This is a genomic window from Streptomyces sparsogenes subsp. cuspidosporus, assembly GCF_039532705.1.
Taxonomy (GTDB): Bacteria; Actinomycetota; Actinomycetes; order Streptomycetales; family Streptomycetaceae; genus Streptomyces; species Streptomyces sparsogenes.
Genome location: NZ_BAAASD010000006.1, coordinates 15,394 through 39,636 on the forward strand (window position 1 = coordinate 15,394; position 24,243 = coordinate 39,636).

At 74.7% G+C, this 24,243-nt stretch carries 19 protein-coding genes; 7 read left to right on the forward strand and 12 right to left on the reverse strand.

Translation table 11 applies throughout. The annotated features are described in order from the left end of the window. Window positions 1–55: 55 nt before the first annotated feature. On the forward strand, window positions 56–3,535 hold the full coding sequence (locus ABFY07_RS09620; protein ID WP_346174060.1) for a glycosyl hydrolase: 3,480 nt from the start codon (window positions 56–58) through the stop codon (window positions 3,533–3,535). A gap of 176 nt (window positions 3,536–3,711) precedes the next feature. Beyond that, window positions 3,712–7,002, forward strand: coding sequence for a family 78 glycoside hydrolase catalytic domain (locus ABFY07_RS09625; RefSeq protein ID WP_346174061.1), 3,291 nt, complete (start codon window positions 3,712–3,714; stop codon window positions 7,000–7,002). A gap of 38 nt (window positions 7,003–7,040) precedes the next feature. Here the strand turns inward: ABFY07_RS09625 and ABFY07_RS09630 are convergent, their stop codons facing one another. After that, a complete protein-coding gene (locus tag ABFY07_RS09630; RefSeq protein WP_346174062.1) occupies window positions 7,041–8,201 on the reverse strand; it encodes a PP2C family protein-serine/threonine phosphatase in 1,161 nt (386 codons plus the stop codon). Between the two features lie 105 nt (window positions 8,202–8,306). Here ABFY07_RS09630 and ABFY07_RS09635 point away from each other — a divergent pair, with 105 nt between their 5' ends. Then, window positions 8,307–9,098 carry an Fpg/Nei family DNA glycosylase gene (locus ABFY07_RS09635; RefSeq protein ID WP_346174063.1) on the forward strand — a complete coding sequence of 264 codons (792 nt, stop codon included), beginning with the start codon at window positions 8,307–8,309 and terminating at the stop codon, window positions 9,096–9,098. A gap of 31 nt (window positions 9,099–9,129) precedes the next feature. Here ABFY07_RS09635 and ABFY07_RS09640 read toward each other — a convergent pair whose 3' ends face one another. Further along, window positions 9,130–10,101 carry a CU044_5270 family protein gene (locus tag ABFY07_RS09640; RefSeq protein WP_346174064.1) on the reverse strand — a complete coding sequence of 324 codons (972 nt, stop codon included), beginning with the start codon at window positions 10,099–10,101 and terminating at the stop codon, window positions 9,130–9,132. After that, window positions 10,098–10,646: an RNA polymerase sigma factor gene (locus ABFY07_RS09645; protein ID WP_346174065.1), complete on the reverse strand. Its 549-nt coding sequence runs from the start codon at window positions 10,644–10,646 to the stop codon at window positions 10,098–10,100. Before ABFY07_RS09645 ends, ABFY07_RS09640 begins: the two co-directional genes overlap by 4 nt. Before the next feature lie 116 nt (window positions 10,647–10,762). On the opposite strand from ABFY07_RS09645, the gene ctaD reads away from it, so the two are divergent. After that, window positions 10,763–12,433, forward strand: a complete 1,671-nt coding sequence (gene ctaD / locus ABFY07_RS09650; protein WP_346174066.1) for an aa3-type cytochrome oxidase subunit I — start codon at window positions 10,763–10,765, stop codon at window positions 12,431–12,433. Continuing rightward, the gene (locus ABFY07_RS09655) at window positions 12,430–12,798 is read left to right on the forward strand and encodes a hypothetical protein (RefSeq protein WP_346174067.1); all 369 of its coding nucleotides are present in this window, start codon (window positions 12,430–12,432) and stop codon (window positions 12,796–12,798) included. The genes ctaD and ABFY07_RS09655 overlap by 4 nt, the downstream gene beginning before the upstream one ends. A 64-nt stretch (window positions 12,799–12,862) precedes the next feature. Here the strand turns inward: ABFY07_RS09655 and ABFY07_RS09660 are convergent, their stop codons facing one another. The 6 genes from ABFY07_RS09660 to ABFY07_RS09685 form a co-directional block, all read right to left on the reverse strand. Then, window positions 12,863–13,519, reverse strand: coding sequence for a helix-turn-helix transcriptional regulator (locus tag ABFY07_RS09660; RefSeq protein ID WP_346174068.1), 657 nt, complete (start codon window positions 13,517–13,519; stop codon window positions 12,863–12,865). A gap of 148 nt (window positions 13,520–13,667) precedes the next feature. After that, window positions 13,668–14,423, reverse strand: a complete 756-nt coding sequence (locus ABFY07_RS09665) for a lysophospholipid acyltransferase family protein (RefSeq protein ID WP_346174069.1) — start codon at window positions 14,421–14,423, stop codon at window positions 13,668–13,670. Window positions 14,424–14,545: 122 nt separating this feature from the next. Beyond that, window positions 14,546–15,304, reverse strand: a complete 759-nt coding sequence (locus ABFY07_RS09670; RefSeq protein WP_346174070.1) for a GNAT family N-acetyltransferase — start codon at window positions 15,302–15,304, stop codon at window positions 14,546–14,548. A gap of 145 nt (window positions 15,305–15,449) precedes the next feature. Then, a complete protein-coding gene (locus ABFY07_RS09675; RefSeq protein WP_346174071.1) occupies window positions 15,450–16,103 on the reverse strand; it encodes a peptide deformylase in 654 nt (217 codons plus the stop codon). A gap of 294 nt (window positions 16,104–16,397) precedes the next feature. Further along, window positions 16,398–17,630: a serine hydrolase domain-containing protein gene (locus ABFY07_RS09680; protein ID WP_428836896.1), complete on the reverse strand. Its 1,233-nt coding sequence runs from the start codon at window positions 17,628–17,630 to the stop codon at window positions 16,398–16,400. Between the two features lie 293 nt (window positions 17,631–17,923). After that, complete coding sequence (locus ABFY07_RS09685) at window positions 17,924–18,532, reverse strand: helix-turn-helix domain-containing protein (protein ID WP_346174072.1); 609 nt, start codon at window positions 18,530–18,532, stop codon at window positions 17,924–17,926. A gap of 137 nt (window positions 18,533–18,669) precedes the next feature. On the opposite strand from ABFY07_RS09685, the gene ABFY07_RS09690 reads away from it, so the two are divergent. Beyond that, window positions 18,670–19,959 carry a zinc-dependent alcohol dehydrogenase gene (locus tag ABFY07_RS09690; protein WP_346174073.1) on the forward strand — a complete coding sequence of 430 codons (1,290 nt, stop codon included), beginning with the start codon at window positions 18,670–18,672 and terminating at the stop codon, window positions 19,957–19,959. Window positions 19,960–20,103: 144 nt separating this feature from the next. Beyond that, window positions 20,104–20,511 (forward strand): ChaB family protein, encoded by a 408-nt coding sequence (locus ABFY07_RS09695; protein ID WP_346174074.1) that lies wholly within the window; start codon window positions 20,104–20,106, stop codon window positions 20,509–20,511. 234 nt (window positions 20,512–20,745) lie between these two features. Here the strand turns inward: ABFY07_RS09695 and ABFY07_RS09700 are convergent, their stop codons facing one another. The 3 genes from ABFY07_RS09700 to rfaE2 form a co-directional block, all read right to left on the reverse strand. After that, on the reverse strand, window positions 20,746–21,558 hold the full coding sequence (locus tag ABFY07_RS09700) for an SDR family oxidoreductase (RefSeq protein WP_346174075.1): 813 nt from the start codon (window positions 21,556–21,558) through the stop codon (window positions 20,746–20,748). 129 nt (window positions 21,559–21,687) lie between these two features. Next, window positions 21,688–22,749 (reverse strand): glycosyltransferase family 9 protein, encoded by a 1,062-nt coding sequence (locus tag ABFY07_RS09705; RefSeq protein WP_346174076.1) that lies wholly within the window; start codon window positions 22,747–22,749, stop codon window positions 21,688–21,690. Next, window positions 22,746–24,197: a D-glycero-beta-D-manno-heptose 1-phosphate adenylyltransferase gene (gene rfaE2 / locus ABFY07_RS09710; protein WP_346174077.1), complete on the reverse strand. Its 1,452-nt coding sequence runs from the start codon at window positions 24,195–24,197 to the stop codon at window positions 22,746–22,748. The genes ABFY07_RS09705 and rfaE2 overlap by 4 nt, the downstream gene beginning before the upstream one ends. Window positions 24,198–24,243 lie beyond the last annotated feature (46 nt).

The window sequence follows — 24,243 nt, forward strand, 5'->3', positions numbered from 1 at the left end:
CCCCCCCACCCCACTCCACACCCCGCCCTCACCCCCGCCCTCCGGGAGCACCTCCATGCCTGAAACCAGCAGTCCTGACTCCGGAAGGCCGATCCGACCGACCAGGCGCCACTTCGTGCTGGCCTCCGGGGCGGTCGCCGCCGCCCTCGGCGCCGGCCTGCCCGCCGCGGCCGCGGCGCTCGCCGCGCCCGCGGCCGGCTTTCCGCCCGCCCGGTTCACCGAGCCCCGCCGCGACAGCCGCCCCACCGTGTACTGGTACTGGAACGGGCCGGTCACCCACGAGCTGATCGACCGGCAACTGGCCGACCTGCGCGAGAAGGGGATGTACGAGGTCGTCCTCTTCCCCTTCGACAACGCCGAGATGAGCCCGGCCTTCTTCAGCGAGGACTGGTTCGACGTGGTCGGGCACGTCCTGGCCGTCGCCGAGCGCACCGGGATGCGGGTCTGGATATTCAACGACGACCACTTCCCGAGCGGGCGCGCCGCCGGGCTGATCGTGAACGGCGGCACGGTCGGGGGCCGCCACTACCCCGCCCGCCCCGAGCTGCGGCTCAAGGCGCTGTGGCGGTCCACCACCGTGGTGGAGGGGCCGGCCACCGTCGACCTGTACGAGACCACGGGCGTCGGTGTCGAGAGCGGCCGGCTGGTGGCCGACGCCGCGGTCCTGGCCGGCGCGGCCGTGCTCCGCCGCGGGGCCCGTTGGGGCGACTGCACGGTGACCGGCAGCGTCAAGGCCGAGACGGCCGGCGCCGGCCTCCTCCTGCGCGCCTCGGCATCCTCCTCTCCCAATGCCTCGGCCTCCACCTCCGCCTCTCCCGATGATGGCGACGGCGGCAGCGGTGGTGGCGGCCACGACGGCTGTCTGGTCGAGTTCGACCAGACCGGGGTGGTCACCATCTCCCGGCTCAGCGGCGGCCGGCGGACCGAACTCGCCCGCAGCGCCCGCACGGACGGCTTCAACCGGACCAAGTTCCACACCCTGCGGGTGACCGTCAGCGGCGCCACGATCGCCGTCACCCTCGACGACAGGGACAAGGGCACCGTCACCGACGACATCCACCCCGCCGGCAGCGTCGGCGTACACGCCACCGGCGTCCAGCGCGCCCTGTGGGAGGAGCTGACCGTCACCGCGGCCGACGGCACGGTCCTCTACCGCGGGGACTTCGCCGACCCGGCCGCCCCCGGTGAGTTCGCCACCCGCCGCGCGCCCGCCACCGCGGCCCCGGTGGCGGCCGCCGCCCGCCCGGCCGGCGCCGACGACGCCGCGCGGCTGGTCGAGCTCACCGAGCGGCTGCGGACCACCCGCCGCTGGGAAGTGCCCGCCGGACGGTGGCAGATCGACGTGTTCGGCGGGACCGCCCTGGCCGACGACAGCCAGGGCTACAGCCGCGCCTATGTCGATCTGCTCGACGAGGAGCCCGTCGAGCTGCTGCTCGACATGGTGCCCGGCGAGTACCACCGCAGATTCGGCCGCCACTTCGGCACCGTGGTGCCCGGCTTCTGGGACGACGAGCCGTTCTTCGCCTCGGCCGAGCCGCACTTCAAGCGCCTGCCCTGGTCGCCCACGCTGGAGGCGGCCCTGCGGGCGGTCGGCGCCGAGCCCGGCCGGGCGTACGCCGCGCTCTTCGACGACGGCCTCGGCCGCGCGGGCCGGGTGCTGCGCGGGCGCTTCTGGCAGGCGGTCTCCGACCGGTTCGCGCGCTCCTTCCGCAAGCAGGCCCGCTGGTACGAGGAGCGGGGCGTCGCCCTGATCACCAACCCGCTCTACGACGAGACCGCCCCCGCCAAGCGCATCGCCTCCACCGGCGATCTGCACAAGATCAACCAGTGGGCGCAGATCCCCGGCGGGGACATGATCACCGGCGAGTACCAGGCGGGCAGGCCCAGCATGATCCCGCGCAACCCGGCGAGCGCCGCCCACCAGTCCGGCCGCGAGCGGGTGCTGCTGGAGGCCTTCGGGAACATGGGCTGGCAGGTCGCCCCCGCCTTCGCCCACGCGCTGCTGGGCGCCGCCGCGGCCCGGGGCGTCAACCTGGCCGTGCTGCACGCGCTGTGGACCGACGAGACCCGGGTCTACTTCCCGCCGCCCTTCGGCCCGCGCGCCCCCTGGTGGTGGGCGATGCGCCCGCTGGCCGACTGGAGCGGGCGGGTGATGGAGTGCGCCCGCGGCACCTCCGGCGCCCGCACCGCCCTGATCCAGCCGCAGCGCGCCGCCGAGCAGTGGCGGGGCACCGACCGGGGCACCGCGCTGGACACCGCCTTCGGCGAGGCCGCCCGGGCGCTGGAGAGCGCCCAGACCGACTTCGACCTCGTCCACGAGGGCGCCCTGTCCGGCGACCGGGCCCTGCGGGACCACGCCCGGACCGACGGCGGCACCCTGGCCGTCGGCCACGCCCGCTACCGGCTGGCCGTCCTGCCGAACACCCCGGTCCTGGACGCCGCCACCGTACGGACCCTCACCGACTTCGCCCGCGCCGGCGGCACCGTCCTCGCCGTCGGCGACCTGCCCGACCAGGAGGCGGGCGGCGACGACGCTGCGCTGCGCCGCGCCCTGCGGGCCCTGTTCCCCGACCGGGCCCCCGGCAGCCGCCGGGTCGGCCGTGGGCGGGCCGAGCGGGTCGCCGATCCCGCCGGCCTCGGCGCGGCAGCCCGGGCCGCCGGCGTCGCCGCCGCCGTGCTCGACCCGCCCGCCCCGGCGGTGCTCGCCCTGCGCACCACCTCCGGCCGGGACACCGCCTTCCTGCTCAACAACGAGAGCGCCGAGACCGTGGTCACCGAGGCGGTCTTCCCGGTCGGCGGCGCGCCCGAGCTGCGCGACCCGGCCACCGGCACGGTCATCGCGGCCCCCGTCCACAGCCCGGCCGGCCGGCCCGGCGCCGAGGCCACCCGGCTGCCGCTGCGCCTGCGCCCGTACGAGACGCTGGCCGTGGTGTTCCGCGCGGGAGCCCGGGTGCGCCCCCATCTGACCCGCGCGGACCTCCCGGTCACCGCCGTGACCGCCGAGGGCGGCCGGCTGCGCGTCGAGGCACTGGCCGACGCCCCCGGCCGGTACGCCTTCACCGGCACCGACGGGCACCACACCTACCACGGCGAGGTCCGGGTGACCGACCCGCTGGAGGCCATCGCCCTGGACGGCGACTGGACCCTGACCCTGGACAAGGACGGCGCCGAGCCCGTCGTACGGCCCCTCGGCGGCTGGACCGACCTGGACCCCCGCTTCTCCGGCAGCGCCACCTACACCAAGGACCTCACCCTCACCCGCGAGGACCTCGACGGCCGCCGCCTCCACCTCGACCTCGGCGAGGTGCGCGAGGTGGCCCGGGTCACGGTGGGCGGCACGGCGCTTCCGCCGATGCTGTGGGCCCCGTACACCGTGGACATCACCGACCTGCTGCGCCCCGGCGTCACCACCGTCACCGTGCGCGTCGCCAACACCCTCGCCAACGAGCGCGGCAAGCCGCTGCCGTCCGGGCTGTTCGGACCCGTGACGCTGCGCCCGCTGCGCCCGGTGACGGTCCGTCTGGACCGCGCCTGACCCCGGCCGCCCACTCCCTCCCCGACCCGCGTGCCGACCCCGCCGCCCCACTCCTTCCGGACCCGCGCGACGCCCCCGCCCGCCCCGTGCCCGTTCGGCGCTGTTCCGTGCCCGTTTCCTGCCCGATTCCCGCCCGTACCCCTCCCCGGGCCCCCGACCACACACGGAGAACCCCCATGGACCGACCCCCGCGGCCACCACTGCGCCGCCGCCGACTCGCCCGGCTCGCCACCACCGCCCTCGCGGCCCTCGCCACCCTGGCCGGCACCGTGCCCGCGGCCGCCGCCGCCGAGGCGGGCGGTGCGCACCGCCCCACCGCGCTGCGCACCCAGGCCCTGCGGCAGGCGCTCGGCATCGACGACACCACGCCCGAGCTCGACTGGCGGCCCTCCGGGACCGGCCCGGACACCGTGCAACGCGCCTACCGCGTCCAGGCCGCCTCCAGCCGGGCCCGGCTCGAGGCGGGCCGCCCCGACCTGTGGGACTCGGGCGAGGTCCGCTCAGCCGAGCCCCGCGCCACCTACGCGGGCGACCGGCTCGGCTCCCGCGCCCGGGTGTACTGGCGGGTCCGGGTGTGGTCCGGCGGCGGCGCGGGCCGGGCGTCCGACTGGAGCGCGCCCGCCGTCTTCGAGACCGGCCTGACCTCGCCCGAGGACTGGTCCGCCCGGTGGATCAGCCACCCCGACTGGCGGCTGAGCGGCCGCGAGGTCACCCCCGCGACCGTCGAACTGCCGCCGACCACCGCCCGCTTCGTACGGCTCGACGTCACCCGGCTCGGACTGCCACTCGCCGAGGGCGACTTCCCCGCCCTCACCCGGCGGCTCCAGCTGGCCGAGATCGAGGTGCGCGACTCCACCGACCCGGACGGCCCCGACCTCGCCAAGGGCGCGGCGGTCACCGCCTCGGAGAGCAACACCGTCCGCAAGACCTGGGAGCCCGCCCTCGCCGTCGACGGGCTCACCAACAGCGGCGCCCAGACCGCCGCCGGGTACGCGAGCAAGCCCCACCCCGACGCCGACGTCTCGGACTCCCCGATCACCCTCACCCTCGACCTGAAGCGGACCGCGCGCTTCGACCGGGTGCTGCTCCACCCGCGCGCCGACGTCCTCACCGCCGACGGCCGGGTGCCGGGCTTCCCCGTCGACTACACCGTCTCCACCTCGGACGCGGCCACCGGCCCGTTCACCGAGGCCGCCCGCGTGGCCGGACAGACGCCGCCGAAGCCGTACCTCCCGGCCGGACTCCCGCTGCTCGCCAAGGACTTCACCGTTCCGAAGGGCATCCGCTCCGCCCGCCTCTACCTGACCGGCCTCGGGGTCTACGACGCCCGGCTCAACGGCCGCCCGGTGGGCGACGCCGTACTGGAGCCCGCCAACACCGACTTCGCCGACCGGGTGCAGTACGCCACCTACGACGTGACGAAGCGGCTGCGGCGCGGCGCCAACACCCTCGGCGTCGAACTGGGCAACGGCATCGCCAACGTGGTGAGCACCGCCGACCGCTACCGCAAGCTGTACGGCAACCTCAGCGACCCCAAGCTGCTCGCCCAACTGGAGATCACGCTCGCCGACGGCAGCGTCGAGCGCGTCGTCAGCGGCCCCGGCTGGCGCACCGCGCTCGGCCCCACCACCTCCTCGAACTGGTACGGGGGAGAGGACTACGACGCCCGCCGGGAGCTGCCCGGCTGGGACCGGCCCGGCGGGGACCGCACCGGCTGGCGGGCCGCCACCGTCGTCGCCGCGCCCGGCACCCCCGCCGCCCCCGCCCGGATCAGCGCCCGCGAGACCGAGCCCATCCGGGTGACCGAGACCCTCGACGCCACCGAGGTCGCCAACCCCCCGCAGGGCAGCAGGGTCTTCGACCTCGGGCGCAACATCGCCGGATGGCCCGAGATCACCGTGCGCGCGCCCGAGGGCACCGCCGTACGTGCCTATCCGGCCGAGAGCCTCAAGGACGGCCACGCCCACCAGTCGATCAGCAACGTCGGCGCCCCGCTGTGGGACGGCTACACCACGGCCGGCGGCGGGGCCGAGACCTGGCATCCGCGCTTCAGCTACCACGGCTTCCGCTATCTGGAGCTCAAGGGGCTGCCCACCGGCGCCGAGGTGTCCGTACGCGGCCTGGCGCTGCGCACCGACAACGCTCCGGCGGGCGGGTTCACCAGCTCCGACGAGCTGCTGAACGGCATCCACTCGCTCATCCGGGGCGCCATCGGGAGCAACATGATGAGCGTTCTCACCGACTGCCCCAGCCGGGAGAAGCTCGGCTGGCTGGAGCAGGACCAGCTGGTCTTCCCCGCCCTGGCCGCCAACTACGACATGCGGTCCCAGCTGCGCAAGATCGTGCGGGACATGGCCGACGCCCAGACCCCGGACGGCCTGATCCCCAGCACCGTCCCGGACTACACCGCGCTGCCCGGCGCCTACCGCAACGACGCCAACTGGGGCGGGGCGTTCGTCCTCGTCCCCTGGCAGCTGTACACCACCTACGGCGACCGGGAGACGCTGCGCGCCTACTACCCGAGGATGAAGGAGTACGCGGCCTTCCTCGCGGCGCAGGTCACCGACGGCATCCTCGACTACGGCCTGGGCGACTGGTTCACCCCGGACCGCACCTTCCCGCGCGCCGTCGCCGGCACCTACGGCTACTGGCGGGTCACCGACACGCTCAGCCGGATCGCCGGCGTCCTCGGTGAGCGCGAGGACGCCGCCGCCTACCGGGAGCGCGCCGACGCCTCCGTCGCCGCCCTGACCACCCGGTACTACGATGCCGCGACCGGCACCTTCGGCGGCGGCGGACACGGGGCGGAGGCGCTGGCCCTGGACATGGGAGCCGTCCCGGACGGCCGGCGGCAGCGGCTGCTCGACCACTTCACGCACAGCGTCGAACAGGCCGGCCACCACCTCCTCCTCGGCGAGATCTCGCTGCCCGCCGCGTTCCGGGTGCTGTCCGCCGCCGGGCGCGACGACGTGATCCACGAGATCGCCACCCGCACCGACAGCCCCAGCTACGGCTACCAGGTCGTGCACGGCAACACCACCCTGGGCGAGAGCTGGGACGGCGGCCCCGGACAGTCCCAGAACCACTTCATGCTCGGCGCCGTCGACTCGTGGTTCACCGGCTCCCTCGCCGGCATCCGGCAGACCGACGACTCGATCGGCTACCGCAGGCTGCTGTTCGCGCCCGCCGTCGTCGGCGAGCTGACCTCGGTGGCCGGCTCGTACACCACGCCGTACGGCCCCGCCCGCAGCGCCTGGCGGCGGGACGGCTCCGCGCTGCGGCTGACCGTGACCGTGCCCGCCGGGACCACCGCCGAGGTGCGGGTGCCCGGCACCTCGGGCCCGGTCGGGGCGCCGGACGGGGCGCGGCCGCTGGGCTCCGAGGACGGCGCGCGGAGGTACGCGGTGGGGTCCGGGACCTGGACCTTCACCTCCGTCTACCGGCCGGGCGGCGGGGGCGGCGCCTGAGCGACGAGAAGCGCCCGGGGCGCAGCGTCCCACGGGTCCTACGGGCGGGCGGTGGTGTCCGCCGGGCGTGGTGTCACCGCCCGTTCGATCAGGATCATCGCCGCGTCGTCGGCCAGGCGCCCCTCCGCGTGCCGGATCAGCTCCCGGCGCAGCCGGTCCAGGTACTCCGCCGGGGTGGCGCCGTCCAGGGTCTCCAGGGTCTCCGGCAGCGGGAAGAACTCGTGGGACCGGTTGCGGGCCTCCAGCACCCCGTCGGTGTGCAGCAGCAGCCGCTCGCCCGTGGCGAACGGGAAGACCTCGGTGACGACCGGCGGGCCGGTGAGGAACTCCTCCAGGCCGAGCGGCGGCAGCGGGCGGGCCGGGGCGAGGGTCCTGACCTTTCCGTCCTGGACGGCCAGCGGCGGCGGATGGCCGCGGTTGATCAGCTGGATCGTCTCGTGGTCCGGCACCTGGGCCAGCAGCACGGTGACGAACTGCTCGGCCTGCTCCTCCCAGTTCCGCGGGTCGGTGCGGTCCAGCAGGGCGTACTCCCGCTGCAGCGCGGCCGCGCAGCGGTGCATGACCTCGGCCAGGTCGCTCTCGTAGTGCACCGCCTCGCGGAAGGCGCCCAGCACCGCGGCGGCCGACCGCACCGCGGCCAGCCCCTTGCCCCGTACGTCCCCGACGATCAGGCGCACCCCGAACCGGGTGATCATCGCCTCGTACAGATCGCCGCCGATCTGCGCGCCCCGCTCGGCCGCCAGGTACACGCTGGCGGCCGTCACCGGGCCCATCCGGGTGGGCAGCGGCCGCAGCACCACATTCTGCGAGACCTCGGCGATCCGCCGCACCTGGGTGAGCTCACGCGTCCTGCGCACCCGTACGGCGCTGCCCACCACGCTCGCCACCGCCACCACCAGCAGCGCGGCCAGGTTGGCGTACACCTGCTGGGTGCCCCAGGCGCGGTTGGCGGTCGCGGTGCCCGCGCTGACCAGGAAGGCGAGTCCGGCCACCGCGCTCGTGCCGCGCGGCCCCATGGTCACCGCGGCCAGCGCCGGGGCCGGGGACAGCAGGGGGCCGGTGTACACCACGTGCGCCGGAGAGAACTCGATCGCGATCACGGCCGCCAGCGTCACGAAGGGCAGGCTGCCCGCGACCGCGAAGAGCCCACGGCCGGGGCCGTCGGCTCCCCGGTCCGCCGAAGAGCGGAGGACTCGCATAACCGGCTACTTTAATCGGATAGTGCACAATAAGGGTGTTAGCGGACTGTAAAGCCCGCGCCTCGCGGGGCGCGGGGCATGGAGCGACCGGACGAGGGTGGCGGTGTGCCTGAGCTGCCGGATGTGGAGGGATTTCGGCGGGCGCTGGCCTCCTGCGCGCAGGGCCGCCGGGTGGAGCGCGTCGAGGTGGGCGACGCCGGAGTGCTGCGCGGGGTGACCCCTCAGCGGCTGCGGCGGGAGGTGACCGGCCGCCGCTTCGGCCCGCCCGAGCGCCACGGCAAGTGGCTCATCGCCCGCACCGACGGTCCCACCGTACTCCTGCACTTCGGCATGACCGGAGACCTGCTGTGCGCCGCGCACGACGACCCGCCCCACCCGCACGACCGTGTCACCTTCGTCCTCGACGACGGCCACGCCCTCCGCTACCGGGACCAGCGCAAACTCCGCGGCCTGTGGCTGGCCGCCACCGACGCCGACCTCGACCGGATCATGGGCGACCAGGGCCCGGACGCCCTGTCCGTGAGCCGCGCCGAACTCGACGAGCGGCTCGCGGGCCGGCGCGGCCGGGTCAAGGCCACGCTGACCGACCAGTCCGTCGTGGCCGGGCTCGGCAATCTGCTCGGCGACGAGATCCTGTGGCGCGCGGGCATCCACCCGGCCCGGCGCACCGCCGACCTGACCCCCGAGGACCGCGCCCGGCTGGAGCGCGCGATGCGCGGCGTGCTGCGCACCTCGGTACGGGCCGGGCACGTGCCCACCAGCCCCTCCTGGCTCACCGGCCGGCGCGACGACCCCGATCCGCACTGCCCGCGGTGCGGCGGCCCGCTGCGCCGCCGCCGCATGGCCGGGCGCACCACCACCTGGTGCCCCGGCTGCCAGCCGGACTCCGGGACGTAGCGCCCAGGGGAGCGCGCGGGCGAGCCGGGGGTCAGGAGAGCCAGGCCGTGTACGAGAGCACATCGCCCGCCTTGATCCGGTACTCGGGGTCGTCCCGGACGCCGGTCTCCTCCATGTCGAGCACCCTCCCGTCGTCCGGATCCAGCACGACCATGACCCGCGCCCCGTCGCCGGTGCGCACGAACGCCTGTCCCTCGCGGCCCATCCGGTCCCTGACCCGGCCCGCCGGGCGCAGCCCGGCGTCGCGGGAGAGCAGGGTGGTGAGGTTCGCGATCCCGCGCGGGCCGGGAGTCCACACCCGCAGAAACTCCCGCACCGCCGCCAGCAACTCGTCCGGGTCGCGCTCGGCTCCCGGGTGCCAGACGGCGAGGTAGTCGCGCAGCTCGGCGGCGCGGGCCGGCGGAGGCTCGAAGAAGGACTCGTTCGCCCCGTCGATCCCCGGCGGGTAGCTCTCCCGGCGCACCACCTTGCCGTCGTGGACGGTACGGGGCGGCACCCCGTCGTCGATCACCGGGCGGCCCGGGTGGCGGGGGTCGGTGGCGACCACGAGCAGCGAGCCGCTGCCGTCCGCGTTCCAGCGGGTCAGCGTCTCCTGCGGGACCGTCACCGCGTCCTTCCCCGACTCCAGACCCAGCGACCAGTCCTGGACGTGGCTGCCGCGCACCGTCCGCCCCGGCTCGTCGGCCGCCGCGGCCCGGGCCCGGCGGGCGATCTCCGCGAGCGACACATCGGCGCTGGAGGCGTGCGGCCGCAGCGCCACCGGGGCGGCCACGGCCGGGGAGGAGGCCGGGCCCGAGACGGTCAGGGCCAGGGCGACGACCGCGCCCGCCGTCGCCATGGCCACGCCCACCGCGACCCGCCGGACGGTACGGCGCCGCCGGGCCCCGGCCACCAGCTGCCGCAGCCGGCGCTCGCCCTCGGCGTCCAGCGGCCGGTCCCGCCAGCGGCCGCTGTCGGCGGGGACGGGATTGGCGCCGCGGAGCAGGTCGAGTTCGTCGGTCATTTCCGTTCATCCTTCGTGCTCGTCCGCGCCGGTACCGGGACGGTCCCGCGCACCGTGTCGATCTGCGCCCGCAGCCGCTGCCGGGCCCGGTGCAGCCGCATGGCCGCGGCCGACCGGCCGCACCCCAGGACGGTGGCCAGCTCGTCGACCGTCAGCTCCTCCCACGCCGTCAGCCGCAGCACCTCCTGGTCGGCCTCGGTGAGCCGGTCCATCGCCTCCAGCACCCAGGAGCCTGGCCGCTCCGCGTCCGGTCCGGCCACGACCCGCTGACCGCGCGTCACCTCGTGATGGCCGAGCCTGGCGAGCAGCCTGCGGTAACGCCCGCGCCCGCGGACCGTGTTGGCCAGGCAGTTCCGCGCCACCCCGTACAGCCAGGGCAAGGGCGCCTCGGGCAGCTCGCGGCGGCGCCGCCAGGCGACGGCGAACACCTCCGCGACCACTTCCTCGACCTCACTCGGCCGGTCGTCCAGCCGTCGCGCCACGAAGCGGCTCACCGCCCAGTAATGCTCACGGTAGGCGGTGTCGAAGGCTTCGTCGGGGCTCATGCCCGGTAGGTGTCCGGCATGCCCCCGATCATCACACGCCCGGGAAACTTTTCTCTTTCGCCGTCTTTTCGCCCTTCCCTGTGAACGACCGGGGCGGTGCCGGACACCTACCGGGCATGAGTAACAACAGTGTTGTCGCGGCACCGGCGGCACCGGCGGCCCCGCTGGCGCGCCGCGCCCGTCCCGGTTCCGCGGCCGTGCGGTGGCTGACGACCACCGACCACAAGACGATCGGGACGCTCTACCTCGTCACGTCGTTCGCGTTCTTCTGCGTCGGCGGGCTCCTGGCGCTGTTCATGCGCGCCGAGCTGGCCCGCCCGGGCCTCCAGATGATGACGAACGAGCAGTTCAACCAGGCGTTCACGATGCATGGCACGATCATGCTGCTGATGTTCGCCACGCCGCTGTTCGCCGGCTTCGCGAACTGGATCATGCCGCTGCAGATCGGTGCGCCCGATGTGGCGTTCCCGCGGCTGAACATGTTCGCCTACTGGCTCTACCTGTTCGGTTCGCTCATCGCGGTGGCCGGGTTCCTCACCCCGCAGGGCGCGGCCGACTTCGGCTGGTTCGCGTACTCCCCGCTGTCGGACGCGGTCCGCTCGCCGGGCGTGGGCGCCGACATGTGGATCATGGGTCTGGCCTTCTCCGGCTTCGGCACGATCCTCGGCTCGGTCAACTTCATCACCACGATCATCTGCATGCGCGCTCCGGGCATGACGATGTTCCGCATGCCGATCTTCACCTGGAACGTGCTGCTCACCGGTGTGCTGGTGCTGCTGGCCTTCCCGGTGCTGGCCGCCGCGCTGTTCGCGCTGGAGGCGGACCGTCAGTTCGGGGCGCACGTCTTCGACGCGGCCAACGGCGGGGCTCTGCTGTGGCAGCACCTGTTCTGGTTCTTCGGCCATCCCGAGGTGTACATCATCGCGCTGCCGTTCTTCGGGATCATCTCGGAAGTGATTCCGGTGTTCTCGCGCAAGCCGATGTTCGGTTACGTCTCGCTGATCGGCGCGACGATCTCGATCGCGGGTCTGTCGGTGACGGTGTGGGCGCACCACATGTACGTCACGGGCGGGGTGCTGTTGCCGTTCTTCTCCTTCATGACGTTCCTGATCGCGGTGCCGACCGGTATCAAGTTCTTCAACTGGATCGGCACGATGTGGAAGGGGTCGCTGAGCTTCGAGACCCCGATGCTGTGGACGGTCGGCTTCCTGATCACCTTTGTCTTCGGCGGTCTGACCGGTGTCATCCTGGCCTCCCCGCCGATGGACTTCCACGTCTCCGACACCTACTTCGTGGTGGCCCACTTCCACTATGTGATCTTCGGTACGGTGGTGTTCGCGATGTTCGCCGGATTCCACTTCTGGTGGCCGAAGTTCACCGGCAAGATGCTGGACGAGCGTCTCGGCAAGATCACCTTCTGGACGCTGTTCATCGGCTTCCACGGCACCTTCCTCGTCCAGCACTGGCTGGGGACGGAAGGGATGGTCCGCAGGATCCCGGACTATCTCGCCGCGGACGGCTTCACCACGCTGAACACCGTCTCGACGATCTTCTCCTTCGTGCTCGGTCTGTCGATCCTGCCGTTCTTCTACAACGTCTGGAAGACCGCCAAGTACGGCAAGAGGGTCGAGGTCGACGACCCGTGGGGCTACGGCCGCTCGCTGGAGTGGGCGACCTCCTGCCCGCCGCCGCGGCACAACTTCACCTCGCTGCCGCGGATCCGCTCCGAGTCCCCGGCCTTCGACCTGCACCACCCGGAGGTTGTCGGGCGGGAGCACCAGATATGAGCCAGAGGGGCGTGAACCGGACCGACGCCCCGCGCCCCGGCGACATCGCCACGGGCATCAACCGGCTCGAGGGCTATCTGCTGCTCCAGGCGGAACGCGACCGCGCGACCGACCGCGCGCGCCGGTTCGCGGGCCGGCTGGACTGGCTGACCGTCGCCCAGCGCGAGGAGGTGGAACGCCTCTACGCCCAGGACCAGTTGGCCCTCACCGAGCAGGCCCTGCGCACGGTGGCGCGGCGCTGCGAGGAACTGCGCGCCGAGTACCGGCAGGTCTACCGCAGGCTGCGGTGGCGGCTGCTGGTGGCCGCGCTGCTCGGCGCGGTCGCCGTGGCCGTCATGGCGGCCGCCGTGCTCGTCGCCGGGTAGCGCGGAAACACCGCGGAGGGCGGGAGGGCCGCCGCCCTCCCGCCCTCCCTGCGCGTGAGCCCCGCTACTTGACGAAGTCCGGGAGCACCCGGGCGGGCCAGGTGCCCACGGTGAGCATGCCTGCCGCGTAGGCCCGGGACACCAGCGCGGCGCGGTTGGGCGCCTCCAGCTTCCGCAGCATCGAGCCCACGTGGTACTCGACGCCCTGCCTGCTCAGATAGAGCTTGGAGGCCAGCTGCACGGTCGAGGCGCCGGTGGCCACCCCTTCGAGGATCCGGGCCTCCAGAGGGGACAGCAAAATCCGCCGCAGCCTGGTCACTTCGTCGGTGGCCGGCTCGTCGTCCGGCCTGAGCAGCACGACGATCGCGGACAGCTGGTCGATGGGGCCCTCGATGGCCGTACCGGTCAACTCGCCGGAGAACACCCGGCCGTCGAAGCGGCAGCCCGCCACGCGCTCGGTGAACCGGGTGCGCCGCCCGTCGTGCAGGCGCGAGAAGTGTTCCCGCAGCACGGCCGGCGCGCTCGGCCGCAGCAGGTCGAACAGGTCGCGGCCGCACAGCTCCGCAGACGAACCGCCGATGTGGTGGAAGAAGTCGTCGTCACCCGCGAGGACCCGCAGATCGGAGGTGAGGGTGGCCATGCCGGTGGCGTACCGGGTCCGCCCGTCGGGCACATGGGGTGGCACATGGGCGACCTGAGCGGTGTGGGGGCGGGCAGCCAAGAGGAGTCACCACTTTCTGTCGTTTCGGGGGCGACTGGGGGAATCCAGTGACGGGTGTTAGGTCCGCTTCCAGGTGTATACCAATGCCACGCCCTCTTCGGGGTGCCCGTATGCGAAAGACTTGTGCCTGTTTCTGCCCGAATAGAATTCAGATATGTAGGGACTTTTCCGCGCCACCCACGGCGTCCTGAGCCCGTATGGCAAGCGACCTCCGGTCGTCCGCACCCGGCAGAGTCGGCAGCGGCTCGTGGATCACCACCCGCACCCCGAGCCCCCCGGCGCCCAGCACCCGCCGCAGGGAGCTGCCGAAGTCGTCGTCGCCGACGAACGCCGCCACCGTGGTCGGCACACCGTGCTGGACGTACTCCAGGGTCACCGGCCGCACCGGCGCCCCCGCGTCGATCGCCGCCTGGAAGACGGCCCGCCGGAACCGGCCTCCCGTACCGGCACACCAGGTGACGCCCTGCGGAAAGGCCATGACGGAGCGTCCGGCGCGCAACCGCCCCGACGCCGTCGAGACGGTGTCCGGCAACCCGCGCAGACTGCCGCGGTCGATGAACAGCGTCCCCGCCCGCCGCGCCAGCGCGCCGACCACCGGCCAGTCCCCCACCTCCCGCTTGGCCAGCATGGTCACCGGCTCCACCGCGAGCAGGGCGAGGATGTCCAGCCAGGAGACGTGGTTCGCGACCACCAGGGTGCCCGTGCGGCCGGGCACGCTCAGCGGCCCGCCGCGCACCTCGAGCCGGACCTCCAGGGCGTCCAGCACGGCCGCGGCCCGCGCCCGCAGCTCCCCGGGCTCGGACATCCGCCCGGCCCGCAGCAACGCGCCCAGCAGGGACCGGGTGAAGGCCGCGGTACGGCCGGCCACGCGCCCGGCGGACACCCGCGCGGCGGAGTGCGCCACACAGCGGGGGGAGCAGGGCGACCACGGCGCCCACGCGGACGGCGTGCCCCCCGCGGCCGGTTCCCCCCTCCCGGCCGGCGCGTCCCGCGCGGGGGCCCGCACCGGTACGGCCACCGGGACGGTCATCGCGACTCGCCCAGGAAATAGCGCCGGTAGCGGTCGTTCATCCGCTCCGTGTCCAGCAGCACGAAGAAGTCGGCGTCGTCGAAGTCCCGTTCGTGCTGCGGCGCCCCGCACAGCCAGGCACCGAGTCGCAGATAGCCGCGCAGCAGGGGCGGCAGCGCGGCGTAGCCCGGCTCGGCGGCCAGTGCCCGAGCGGGCATCCACGGGTCGTGCGGGCGCACCCGCAGTTCGGGCGGCGCGGCGTGCCGGGTGGTGGCCAGCAGCCAGGCGTTCGCCGCGGCCTGCCCGCCGTCGGCCAGCGGCACGGAGGCGCAGCCCGCCAGATAGCGGTGTCCGGACAACAGCACATACCGGGCGAGCCCGGCCCACATCAGATTGATCACCGCGCCCGAGCGGTGGTCGGGGTGCACACACGCCCGGCCCGCCTCGACCATCGACGCGCGGACGTGGCCCGGTATCCCGCGCAGATCGAACTCGGTCTCCGAGTACAGCCGCTCGCCGCGCCCGGGCGGCAGCAGCCGGTAGGTGCCGACCACGGTGTCCGTCGCCGTGTCCGTGACGATCAGATGGTCCATCACCTCGTCGAACTCGTCCATGTCCCGGCCGGGCACGGGCGTGTGCAGCCGGGCCCCGCGCTCCTGCCCGAAGACCTGGTAGCGCAGCCGCTGCGCGGCGTGAATCCGCTCCTCGGTGTCCGCGATCGAGGTGACGTAGGAACCGGCGGCCGCCGGAACCGGGGGTGTCGAGAGCACGGTCATTCCTGTTCTCCGTTCAGGGGGATCGAGCACCGGCGAAGTTCGTGGAATGGCTTCGCCAGTGTCGCCCCGGCACGAGAACGCGGCAGTGTCCGGACGGTGATTCGGCGGCTGCGGGTCGATGACGAACGTGTGCCGAGGCCGGTGGCTACCGCTCCCCGGTGTCCGGCAGCGGGAAGCCGAGGGCGCGGGCCGCGTCGGCGGGGGTGGGCTGGGACCACAGGTCCACGACGGACCGCGCCGAGGCGAGCGAGCGGGTCTCGGCCCGGTCCAGGTAGAGCGTGCCCTCGAGGTGGTCGGTCTCGTGCTGGACGATGCGCGCGGGCCACCCCGTGAACTCCTCGTCCAGCTCGCGCCCCCGCTCGTCCTGCCCCCGCAGCCGGACCCGCTCCGGGCGGGCCACCACGGCCTGCCAGCCGGGCACGCTCAGACAGCCCTCGAAGAACGCCACCTCGCGCCCGGGGTCGCCCACCGGCTCGTACGAGGGGTTGACCAGCACCCGGTACGGCTGCGGCACCCGCCCGCGCGCCTCGCGCACCTCCTCGGCCACCTCGGCCGGGTCCTCGATGACCGCGATCCGCAGCGGAACGCCGATCTGCGGGGCGGCCAGCCCCACCCCCGGGGCGGCGTGCATGGTCTCCCGCATCGCCCGCAGCAGCCGGTCCAGCAGCTCGGCGGGCAGCTGCCCGTCGTACGGGAGGGCGGGGCGGCGCAGGACCGGGACGCCCGCGGAGAGGATCGGCAGCGGGCGGGGCCCGGCGAGGAGTTCGTCGACGAGGTCGGGCAGCGGGGTGGTCGGCATGGGGACAGACTGACAAGGGCCGGGCCGCCACGGCAAACGCCGGGCCGCCACGGCGAACGGGACGGCGCCCCCGCGGCCCGGCGGGACCGACGGGTGAAGACGGTGAACAACGCGGGGCCGCGGTCCGTACTCCCCGTCGAGCCACCGGGAGCCCACGCCCCCGGGGGCTCTCCGGGTCACCCCGTGATCCGGATCGGCTGCCGCTCCGCGGTGACTCTCCCCGTTGTGCGCCGGGGAGCGGCAGTCTCCGGCCCCCGGCGGGGCTCATGGATCGAGGCCACCGACGGGGGCGGACTACGGTCGCGCGTCACAGAACTCGGCGTCGACGACCCGCTGCTCATGCACGTTCCAGTCCCCGTTGAAGTTGAGCGCCAGGGCGTGCCTGCCGTCCGCGGTGGTCAGGGCCTCCGATATCGAGCCCTGGATACCGCCGTTGTGACCCCACACCTCGACACCGCAGGACAGCTCCAGCCTCATGAGGCCGAGGCCGTAGGAGAAGCCCGGCGCCTCGGGGATCGGTACCGTGGTGGTCATTTCCGTCAACTGGCGCGGTTCGAGGAGCCTTCCGGAGAGCAGCGCCCGGTAGAACCGGTTGAGATCGGGCGCGGTGGTGACGATCTCACCGGCGGCGCCCGCCAGCGACGGGTTGAGTTCGGTGACGTCGTACGTCCTGCCGCCCGGCTCGCCGGGGCCTGCGAGTTCCCCGGTCAGTTTCGAATAGGCCCTGCCCGCGGGCCCGGGCAGAGACGACCGGGTTCCCGGCAGGACGGTGGAGTCGAGGTGCAGGGGACGCAGGATGCGCCGTTCGATCTCGTCAGCGTACGAGCGGCCCGTGACCTTCCGGATCACCATGCCCGCGAGGATGTAGTTGGTGTCCGAGTAACCCCACCCGTCGCCGGGGGCGAAGCTGCGCTGATGGGTCATGGCGAGCCGGACGAGCTGCTCCGGCGTCCAGGTGTCGTAGCGGTGGCGGAGGAAGGCGGTGCCGAACTCACGCCGCTTGAAATCCTCGTCCTCGGTGTAGCTGTAGACGCCGCTGGTGTGGTTGAGGAGTTGGCGCAGGGTGATCTGCCTGCCGTCGTGTCCGTGTCCCTCGACCAGCCCCGGGAGCCAGTGGTCCACGGTGTCGTCCAGGCTCAGTCTCCCTTCGGCCTCCAGCTGGAGCATCACCGTGGCCACGAAGGTCTTGGTGATGGAACCCGCCCGGAACCGGTCCTCGACCCGCGGTGACCTCCCCGTCCGCAGGTCGGCGGTGCCGGCGCGGCCCGTCCAGGTCCCGTGCCGGTCCTCGACGACCGCCACGCCACCGGGCGGCCCGTCCCGCACCACCCCGTCGAGTGCCTCCTGAGTGGCGCGGTGACCATCCGGCGCCTCCGCGGCGCGGGCCGCCGGGGCGGGCACCGCCAGACCGGTCGCCATGACTGCCGCCACCAGCATCCCGGCGGCCCCGAACCGCAGTCTCCGCGCCCTGCGCACCGCGCACCCCGGGCGCCCGCCCGGCGCCCCGGCGGCCCGGGCGGCAGGCATCGCTCCCCGCCCCCGGGGCTCCTCCCGTCCGGGAGGATGCGGCTCGTCCACTGCATGCGCACGCTGGGACACGGAAGTACTCCTCTGAGATCAGTGGGTGACGGCTGCTGCGTGCGACCGAGTATCGACGAGCCGGACCGTGCCGGGCAGCCCGCTGCCCCCCGGTTGCAGGGTGGGGAAAACCCCAGGGTGTCCAGGCAGTCGCCCGCATGGACAACCTCGCCCCCGCCGCCTGATCACATACGCCCGAACACCACGCCGACCTGCGTGATCACGGTCTTCTGCGCCACCCTTCAGGCACCGTCCTGGGACGAGCCGCCGGTGCGGGCCCGTACGTGCATCCGCTCGCCCTGGGCCCCGAAGATGCTCAGGACCTCGACGGGCTGATCGCCCGCGCTGGCGAAGCCATGGGGGACCCGGGTGTCGAACTCGGCGGCCTCACCGGCGGTCAGGATCAGGTCGTGCTCGCCCAGCGCGAGACGCAGCCGGCCGGAGAGCACGTACACCCAGTCGTATCCCTCGTGCACCTTCTGCTCCAGCCGGCCCCCCTCGGGCGCGGTCCGGCCGGGAAGGATCATCTTGTAGGCGTGCAGCCCGCCGAGGTGGCGGGTCAGCGGCACGAAGACCCTCCCGCTCCGGGTGAAGGGCCGCGGGTGGATCCGGGGGTCCCCGGTGGGGGGCGCGCCGACCAGCTCGTCCAGCGGCACCTGATGGGCCCGGGCCAGGGGCAGCAGCAGCTCCAGGGTCGGCTTGCGCAGCCCCGACTCCAGCCGCGAGAGGGTGCTCACCGAGATCCCGGTGTTCTCGCTCAGCTGGGACAGCGTGGCGCCGCGCGCCTGGCGCAGCGCGCGCAGCCGCGGCCCGACACCGGTCAGTACGTGGGTGAAGTCGTCGTCCGACATCCTGCTATTTGCCGGTGCGGCAAGCGGTTTTGTCAAGGGATCGTTCCGTACGGGCCCGGTGTGCCTGTTTCCTCCGCCCCGGCCTGGGCACCCCGGTACCCGGCAAGGTCATCCTGTCGCCCAGGAAGAGAGCAACCATGAAAGCTGTCGTATGGCACTCCGTAGGCGACATCCGTCTCGAGGACGTGCACGAACCCAAGATCCAGGACGCGAACGACGCGATCGTCCGGATCACCACCTCGGCGATCTGCGGCACCGATCTGCACTTCGTCCGGGGCACCATGACGGGCATGCGGGAGGGCCGGATCCTCGGCCACGAGGCGGTGGGCATCGTCGAAGAGGTGGGCGGCGGCGTGCGCAACTTCCGCCCCGGGGACCGGGTGGTGGTGCCCTCCACCGTCGCTTGCGGGGTCTGCAGCTACTGCCGGGCGGGCTACCACGCCCAGTGCGACCAGGCCAACCCGCAGGGGCGGCTCGCGGGCACCACCTTCTTCGGCGGCCCCGAGGCGGCCGGCGGACTCGACGGGCTCCAGGCGGAGTACGCCCGGGTCCCGTACGCGAACACCGGGCTCGTGCCGCTGCCCGACTCGGTGGACGACGCCCAGGCCATCCTGCTCTCGGACATCTATCCCACCTCGTGGTTCGGCGCCAAGCTGGCCGAGGTGGGTACGGGCGACACGGTCGTGGTGCTGGGCGCGGGCCCCGTCGGCCAGGCCGCCATCGCCTGCGCCCGGCTGTGCGGGGCGGGCCGGGTCATCGTCGTGGACGGGGTCGCGGACCGGCTGGAGCTGGCCCAGCGGCAGCACGCCGAGACCGTCGACTTCAACGCCGAGGAGCCGGTGTCCGCCATCCGCGAGCTGACCGCCGGCATCGGCGCCGACCGGGTCATCGACGCCGTCGGCATCGACGCCGCGTGTCCGGACCACGGCCCCGCGGCCGACAGCCTGGCCGGGCAGCGGGACGAGTTCGCCCACGAGGTCCGGGAGACCGCCCCCGAGCAGAACCCCGACGACCAGGGCACCTGGCGACCCGGCGACGCCCCGTCGCTGGCCACCCGCTGGGGCATCCAGATGGCCGCCAAGGCCGGCACGCTGGGCATCGTGGGCGTCTACCCGCCGCAGGCCCAGCACTTCCCGATCGGCGAGGCGTTCCAGAAGAACCTCACCGTGAAGATGGGCAACTGCCACCACCGCCACTACCTGCCCCAGCTGGTCTCGATGGTCGCCTCCGGCGAACTCGACCCCTCCCCGCTGATCACCCACTGGTCGGGCACCCAGGACGCCATCGAGGCGTATCGCGCGTTCGACCGCCGCGAGCAGGGCTGGACCAAGGTGGCCCTGGGCATCGGCGGACCCGGCAGCGTGGCCCCGGGCCGGGGCGCGGCGGCCGGGACCGGCGCGGCCACCACCGCGGGGGCCCACGGCTGACCGCCGCTGACCGTCGCACCGCCGGTTTCCCGCCCTGCCGTTTCCCCGCCCCGCCGGTTTCCTGCCCCGCCGGTTTCCCGGCCGCGGTTTTCCCCCGCCGCGGCCGGGTACCCGCGCGGTGTTCAGCAGTGGAGGTGATCGACCATGCCTGGACGTGAGGAGCTTCCCTCGACGCTGGAGCGCTCCGCCGAGGAGGCCCAGCGCACCTGGATCAAGGCCCATGACTCGGCCGTCGAGCAGTACGGCGAGGGCGAGCGGGCCCACCGGGTGGCGTACGGAGCCCTCAAGCACCGTTTCGAGAAGGTCGGGGACCACTGGGAGCGCAAGGAGAAGGGGCGCAAGGGGCCGTCCGATCCGCGGTCCGCGCGGCCGCGCGGAGCCGGCGGCCGCAGCGGCGAAGGCGTCGACGAGCAGTCCCCCAAGCAGCATCTGTACGACGTGGCCAAGCGGTTGGACATCGGCGGCCGGTCGCAGATGAGCAAGTCGGACCTGCTCGAGGCCATCCGTAAGGAGAACCGCACGCGCACCCGCCAGGCGCGCGAGGACGGCTGACCGGCCGTCGCCGCGCCACGCGGCGCCTCGCCGCGCGCGAGCCCGGGTGGCACGGCCGCAGGGCGGCGCCGGCGACTCCTCAGCGCGCGGCTCCCGGCGCGCGCCCGTCCCCGCCATCGCCCGCCGCCCCTGACCCTTGCCACCGGGTCAGGGGCGGTTCCGGGTCAGGGGCGGTTCCGGTCAGCGTGCGCTCCGGTCAGGGCGGGCTCCGGTCAGGGCGGATCCCGGCCCGGCTCAGACGCCGCGCCAGGCGTCGCTCTCCAGATGGGAGCCGGCCATCGGGCCCATCCGCAGCATCCCGCCGTCCACGGCCCAGGAGGCGCCGGTGACATAGCCCGCGTCCTCGCTCGCCAGGAAGGCGATCACCGCCGCCACCTCCCGCGCGTCACCGGGCCGCCCCAGGGGCACCCCCGGCCGGGGCTCGGTCCGTACGTCCGTGTCCTCCTGGCCGGTCATCGGGGTGGCGATCTCCCCGGGGGCGACGGCGTTGACCCGGATCCCGTGTTCGGCCAGCTCCAGGGCCATCACCTGGGTGAGCAGACCCAGTCCGCCCTTGGCGGCGCAGTACGGGGCCGCGCCGACCCGGGGCTGGTGCTCATGGACGCTGGTGACATTGACGATCCGACCGCCGCCGCCCTGCGCGACCATCCGCCGGGCGGCGCGCTGTCCGCACAGGAACGGACCGACCAGGTCCACGTCCAGGACTTGCCGCACGGTGTCGTGGTCCAGCTCCAGGAACGGGGTGGCGGTGCCCGTTCCCGCGTTGTTGACCAGGACGTCCAGCCGCCCGAGCCGCTCGGCGAGCCGGTCCACCGCCTCCGCCGCCTCCGGAAGGGCGGTCAGGTCCATCCGTTCGACCTCCGCGCGCCGCCCGAGGCCCCGGACCTCGGCCGCGGTCTCCTCGGCGCCCTCGCGGTCGGTGTGCCAGGTGATGCCGATGTCCAGGCCCTGGCGGGCGAGGCGTACGGCGGTGGCGCGGCCGATGCCGGAGTCCGCTCCGGTGATCACCGCCACGCCGGTGGCGGACTGGTGCTCGGTCGATGTCATTCCTCACTCCCTCGATCCCCCCGCGGGCCGGGTGGCCCGGTCAGGTCACCCCGTCACGTCACCCGGCCGGGTCTCACCGGGTCGTGTCACCTGATCGGGCCGCCTGAATCAGGCATGTGCGGCGGCGGGTCATTCGGGCCGGGCCAGGCCGGCCGTCTCGCGGTCGCGCCCGGGGCCGGGCTCCGGCAGGCGGGCGACGGCGTCCAGCACCTCGGCCACCGTGATGCGCAGCAGCCGCTCGTCCGGGCGGTCGCCGTGCGCGTCGCCCGGACGCGCCCCGCCGTCGGCGGGGTGGTGCCACAGCGCGCGGTGCAGCGGGGACCTCGGTGGCCCCCACAGGCGCGGGGCCACCGGGCCGAACAGCACGACGGACGGCGTGCCGTGGGCGGTGGCCAGGTGCGCCAGGCCGGTGTCCCCGACGACCACCGCCCGGGCCCCGGCCACCAGCGCGGACAACTCGGCGAACGGCACGTCCGCCGCGCCGCCCAGCACCCGGGAGGGCGGCAGCCCGGCCCGCCGCGCCACCGCGCGGGCCAGCGGCCCCTCCCCGGCGCCCGCGGTGACCACCACCCGGTGCCCGGCGTCGCCCAGCGCCCGGGCCACGGCCGCGAACCGCGCGGCGGGCCAGCGCCGGGCCGCCGCGTCCGCGCCCGGGTGCACCACCACCGCGCCCGGGGCGGGGGAGGGGCGGCCGGGGCGGGGGAGCCGCAGGTCGGCCGGGACGGCCGGGACGCCGTACCAGCCCAGCAGCCGGCACCAGCGGTCCCGCTCGTGCTCGTCCTCCCGCCACACCGGGCCGGGCAGGTCCGGCGTGCCGGGGTGGCGGTAGGCGAACAGCCGGGCGGGCCGCAGCGCCCGCAGCGGCAGCCGGCTGGCCGGGCCGTTGCCGTGCAGGTCCACCGCGAGGTCGGGCGGCGGCCCGTCCCACTCGATCCGGCGGGGCACGGCCCGGCCCGGGGCCTCGGCCGGCAGCAGGCGGTCGACCGCCCCGGTCGCCGCGGCCGCCTCCGCCAGCCGGGCGGGCGCGGCCAGCAGCAGCTCGTGGTCCGGGTACGCCCGGCACAGCGCGCGCAGCGCCGGGACGGCCGTGAGCAGGTCGCCCAGGCCCAGCGCGCGCAGCACCACCAGCCGGGGCGGGGCCGGGCCCGTGCCGCCCCCGCGATACGCGTCCCGGCGGTACGGCTCGCTCATGGGCGGGTCCGGGCGGGGGCGCCCGCCGCGCGGCGGGCGAGTTCGGTCGTCGAGCGGCCGTCCAGGTACGGCAGGACGAGCGCCTGCCCGCCCCACTCGCGCAGCGCGGCGGTCTCCGGCAGCGCGTCCACGCTGTAGTCGCCGCCCTTGACCCACACCTCGGGGCGCAGGAAGCGCAGCAGCGCCTCCGGGGTGTCCTCGTCGAAGACGGCCACCGCGTCCACGCAGCCGAGCCCGGCCAGCACCCGCACCCGGTCGGCCAGCGGGGTGATCGGCCGGCCGGGGCCCTTGAGACGGCGGACCGAGGCGTCGGAGTTGACGCAGACGATGAGGCAGTCGCCGGTGCGCCGGGCGTTCTCCAGCAGACCGACGTGGCCGGCGTGCAGCAGGTCGAAACAGCCTCCGGTGGCCACGACTGTGCCGCCGCGGGCGCGTACGGACTCGGCGAGGGCCAGGGCGCCCCCCAGGTGGGGGAGGGCGTCGGCGGGCGGCGGCGGGGACGCGCCGGCCGGGTCGGCGAGGTGCGCGGCCCCCGCCCACAGCGCGGGGTTGCCCACTCCGCCCGCGGCCACGAAGTCCGCGGCCTCCGCGACGGCCTGCTGCACCGCCTCCTCCGGCAGCGCCCCGTCCGCGAGCGCGATCGCCGCCGTGGCCGCGAAGCAGTCGCCCGCCCCGCACGGGTCGCCGTCGGCCGCGTAGGGCGCGGGCAGGTACATCGGGTCGCCGCTGCCCGCCCGGGTGAGGATCGCGCCGCGCCCGCCCAGGGTGACCGTCACGGCCGCGGCTCGCCACCGCTGCGCGAGCCGGGCGCCGCGCGCGCCGTGGGCGCGCAGCGAGTCGTCCTCTCCCGCCGCTGTTCCCGCCGAACGGTCCGGGGCCGACCAGGCGCGCGCCTCCGCGGCGTTGGGCGTGGCCAGCCGCACCCCCGGCACGGGGTGCGCGCCGCGCGGATGCGGGTCCCAGACGCAGGGGCGGCCGCGGGCGGCCTCGGCCAGCTGCGGCCGCAGCGCGGCCGCCAGGCCCCGGCCGTAGTCGGAGACCAGAACGGCCCCGGCCGCGCGGAGCACCGCCCGGACGGCCTCGCCCGGCGGCCCGGGGGTGCCGCCGCCGCGGTCGATGCGCACCAGCGGGCGGCCCCGGGCGCGGACCCGGGTCTTGACCGGCAGGCTGCCCTCCAGCGGCAGCTCGACCAGCCGGACCCGCGGCTCCAGCGCCTCGCGCACCGCCGCGCTCGCCGAGTCGCCGCCCAGCGCGGTGACGAGCACCACCTCCCGGCCCTGGCGGGCGGCGAGGGCCGCGGCGAGACCCGCGCCGCCGGGCCGGGTGCGGTCCGCCACCACGTCGAGGACCGGTGCGGGGGCGTCGGGCGCCAGCCGGGTGGCCTCACCGTCGATGTCCTGGTCCAGGAGAGCGTCGCCGACGACGACGAGGGGGCGCTTGGCGGTCATGCGTACCTCCGGGACGGGGTGGGGGTGCGGGGCTCCGGCGGGGGGC

Coding starts and splice junctions, on each gene's coding strand:
- ABFY07_RS09670 (WP_346174070.1), bottom strand. CDS start 15,304: ATGACCGTGCTCTCGACACCCCCGGTTCCGGCGGCCGCCGGTTCCTAC.
- ABFY07_RS09700 (WP_346174075.1), bottom strand. CDS start 21,558: ATGACATCGACCGAGCACCAGTCCGCCACCGGCGTGGCGGTGATCACC.
- ABFY07_RS09625 (WP_346174061.1), top strand. CDS start 3,712: ATGGACCGACCCCCGCGGCCACCACTGCGCCGCCGCCGACTCGCCCGG.
- ABFY07_RS09630 (WP_346174062.1), bottom strand. CDS start 8,201: ATGCGAGTCCTCCGCTCTTCGGCGGACCGGGGAGCCGACGGCCCCGGC.
- ABFY07_RS09685 (WP_346174072.1), bottom strand. CDS start 18,532: ATGTCGGACGACGACTTCACCCACGTACTGACCGGTGTCGGGCCGCGG.
- ABFY07_RS09640 (WP_346174064.1), bottom strand. CDS start 10,101: ATGACCGACGAACTCGACCTGCTCCGCGGCGCCAATCCCGTCCCCGCC.
- ctaD (WP_346174066.1), top strand. CDS start 10,763: ATGAGTAACAACAGTGTTGTCGCGGCACCGGCGGCACCGGCGGCCCCG.
- ABFY07_RS09695 (WP_346174074.1), top strand. CDS start 20,104: ATGCCTGGACGTGAGGAGCTTCCCTCGACGCTGGAGCGCTCCGCCGAG.
- ABFY07_RS09645 (WP_346174065.1), bottom strand. CDS start 10,646: ATGAGCCCCGACGAAGCCTTCGACACCGCCTACCGTGAGCATTACTGG.
- ABFY07_RS09690 (WP_346174073.1), top strand. CDS start 18,670: ATGAAAGCTGTCGTATGGCACTCCGTAGGCGACATCCGTCTCGAGGAC.
- ABFY07_RS09675 (WP_346174071.1), bottom strand. CDS start 16,103: ATGCCGACCACCCCGCTGCCCGACCTCGTCGACGAACTCCTCGCCGGG.
- ABFY07_RS09705 (WP_346174076.1), bottom strand. CDS start 22,749: ATGAGCGAGCCGTACCGCCGGGACGCGTATCGCGGGGGCGGCACGGGC.
- rfaE2 (WP_346174077.1), bottom strand. CDS start 24,197: ATGACCGCCAAGCGCCCCCTCGTCGTCGTCGGCGACGCTCTCCTGGAC.
- ABFY07_RS09680 (WP_428836896.1), bottom strand. CDS start 17,630: ATGCCTGCCGCCCGGGCCGCCGGGGCGCCGGGCGGGCGCCCGGGGTGC.
- ABFY07_RS09655 (WP_346174067.1), top strand. CDS start 12,430: ATGAGCCAGAGGGGCGTGAACCGGACCGACGCCCCGCGCCCCGGCGAC.
- ABFY07_RS09620 (WP_346174060.1), top strand. CDS start 56: ATGCCTGAAACCAGCAGTCCTGACTCCGGAAGGCCGATCCGACCGACC.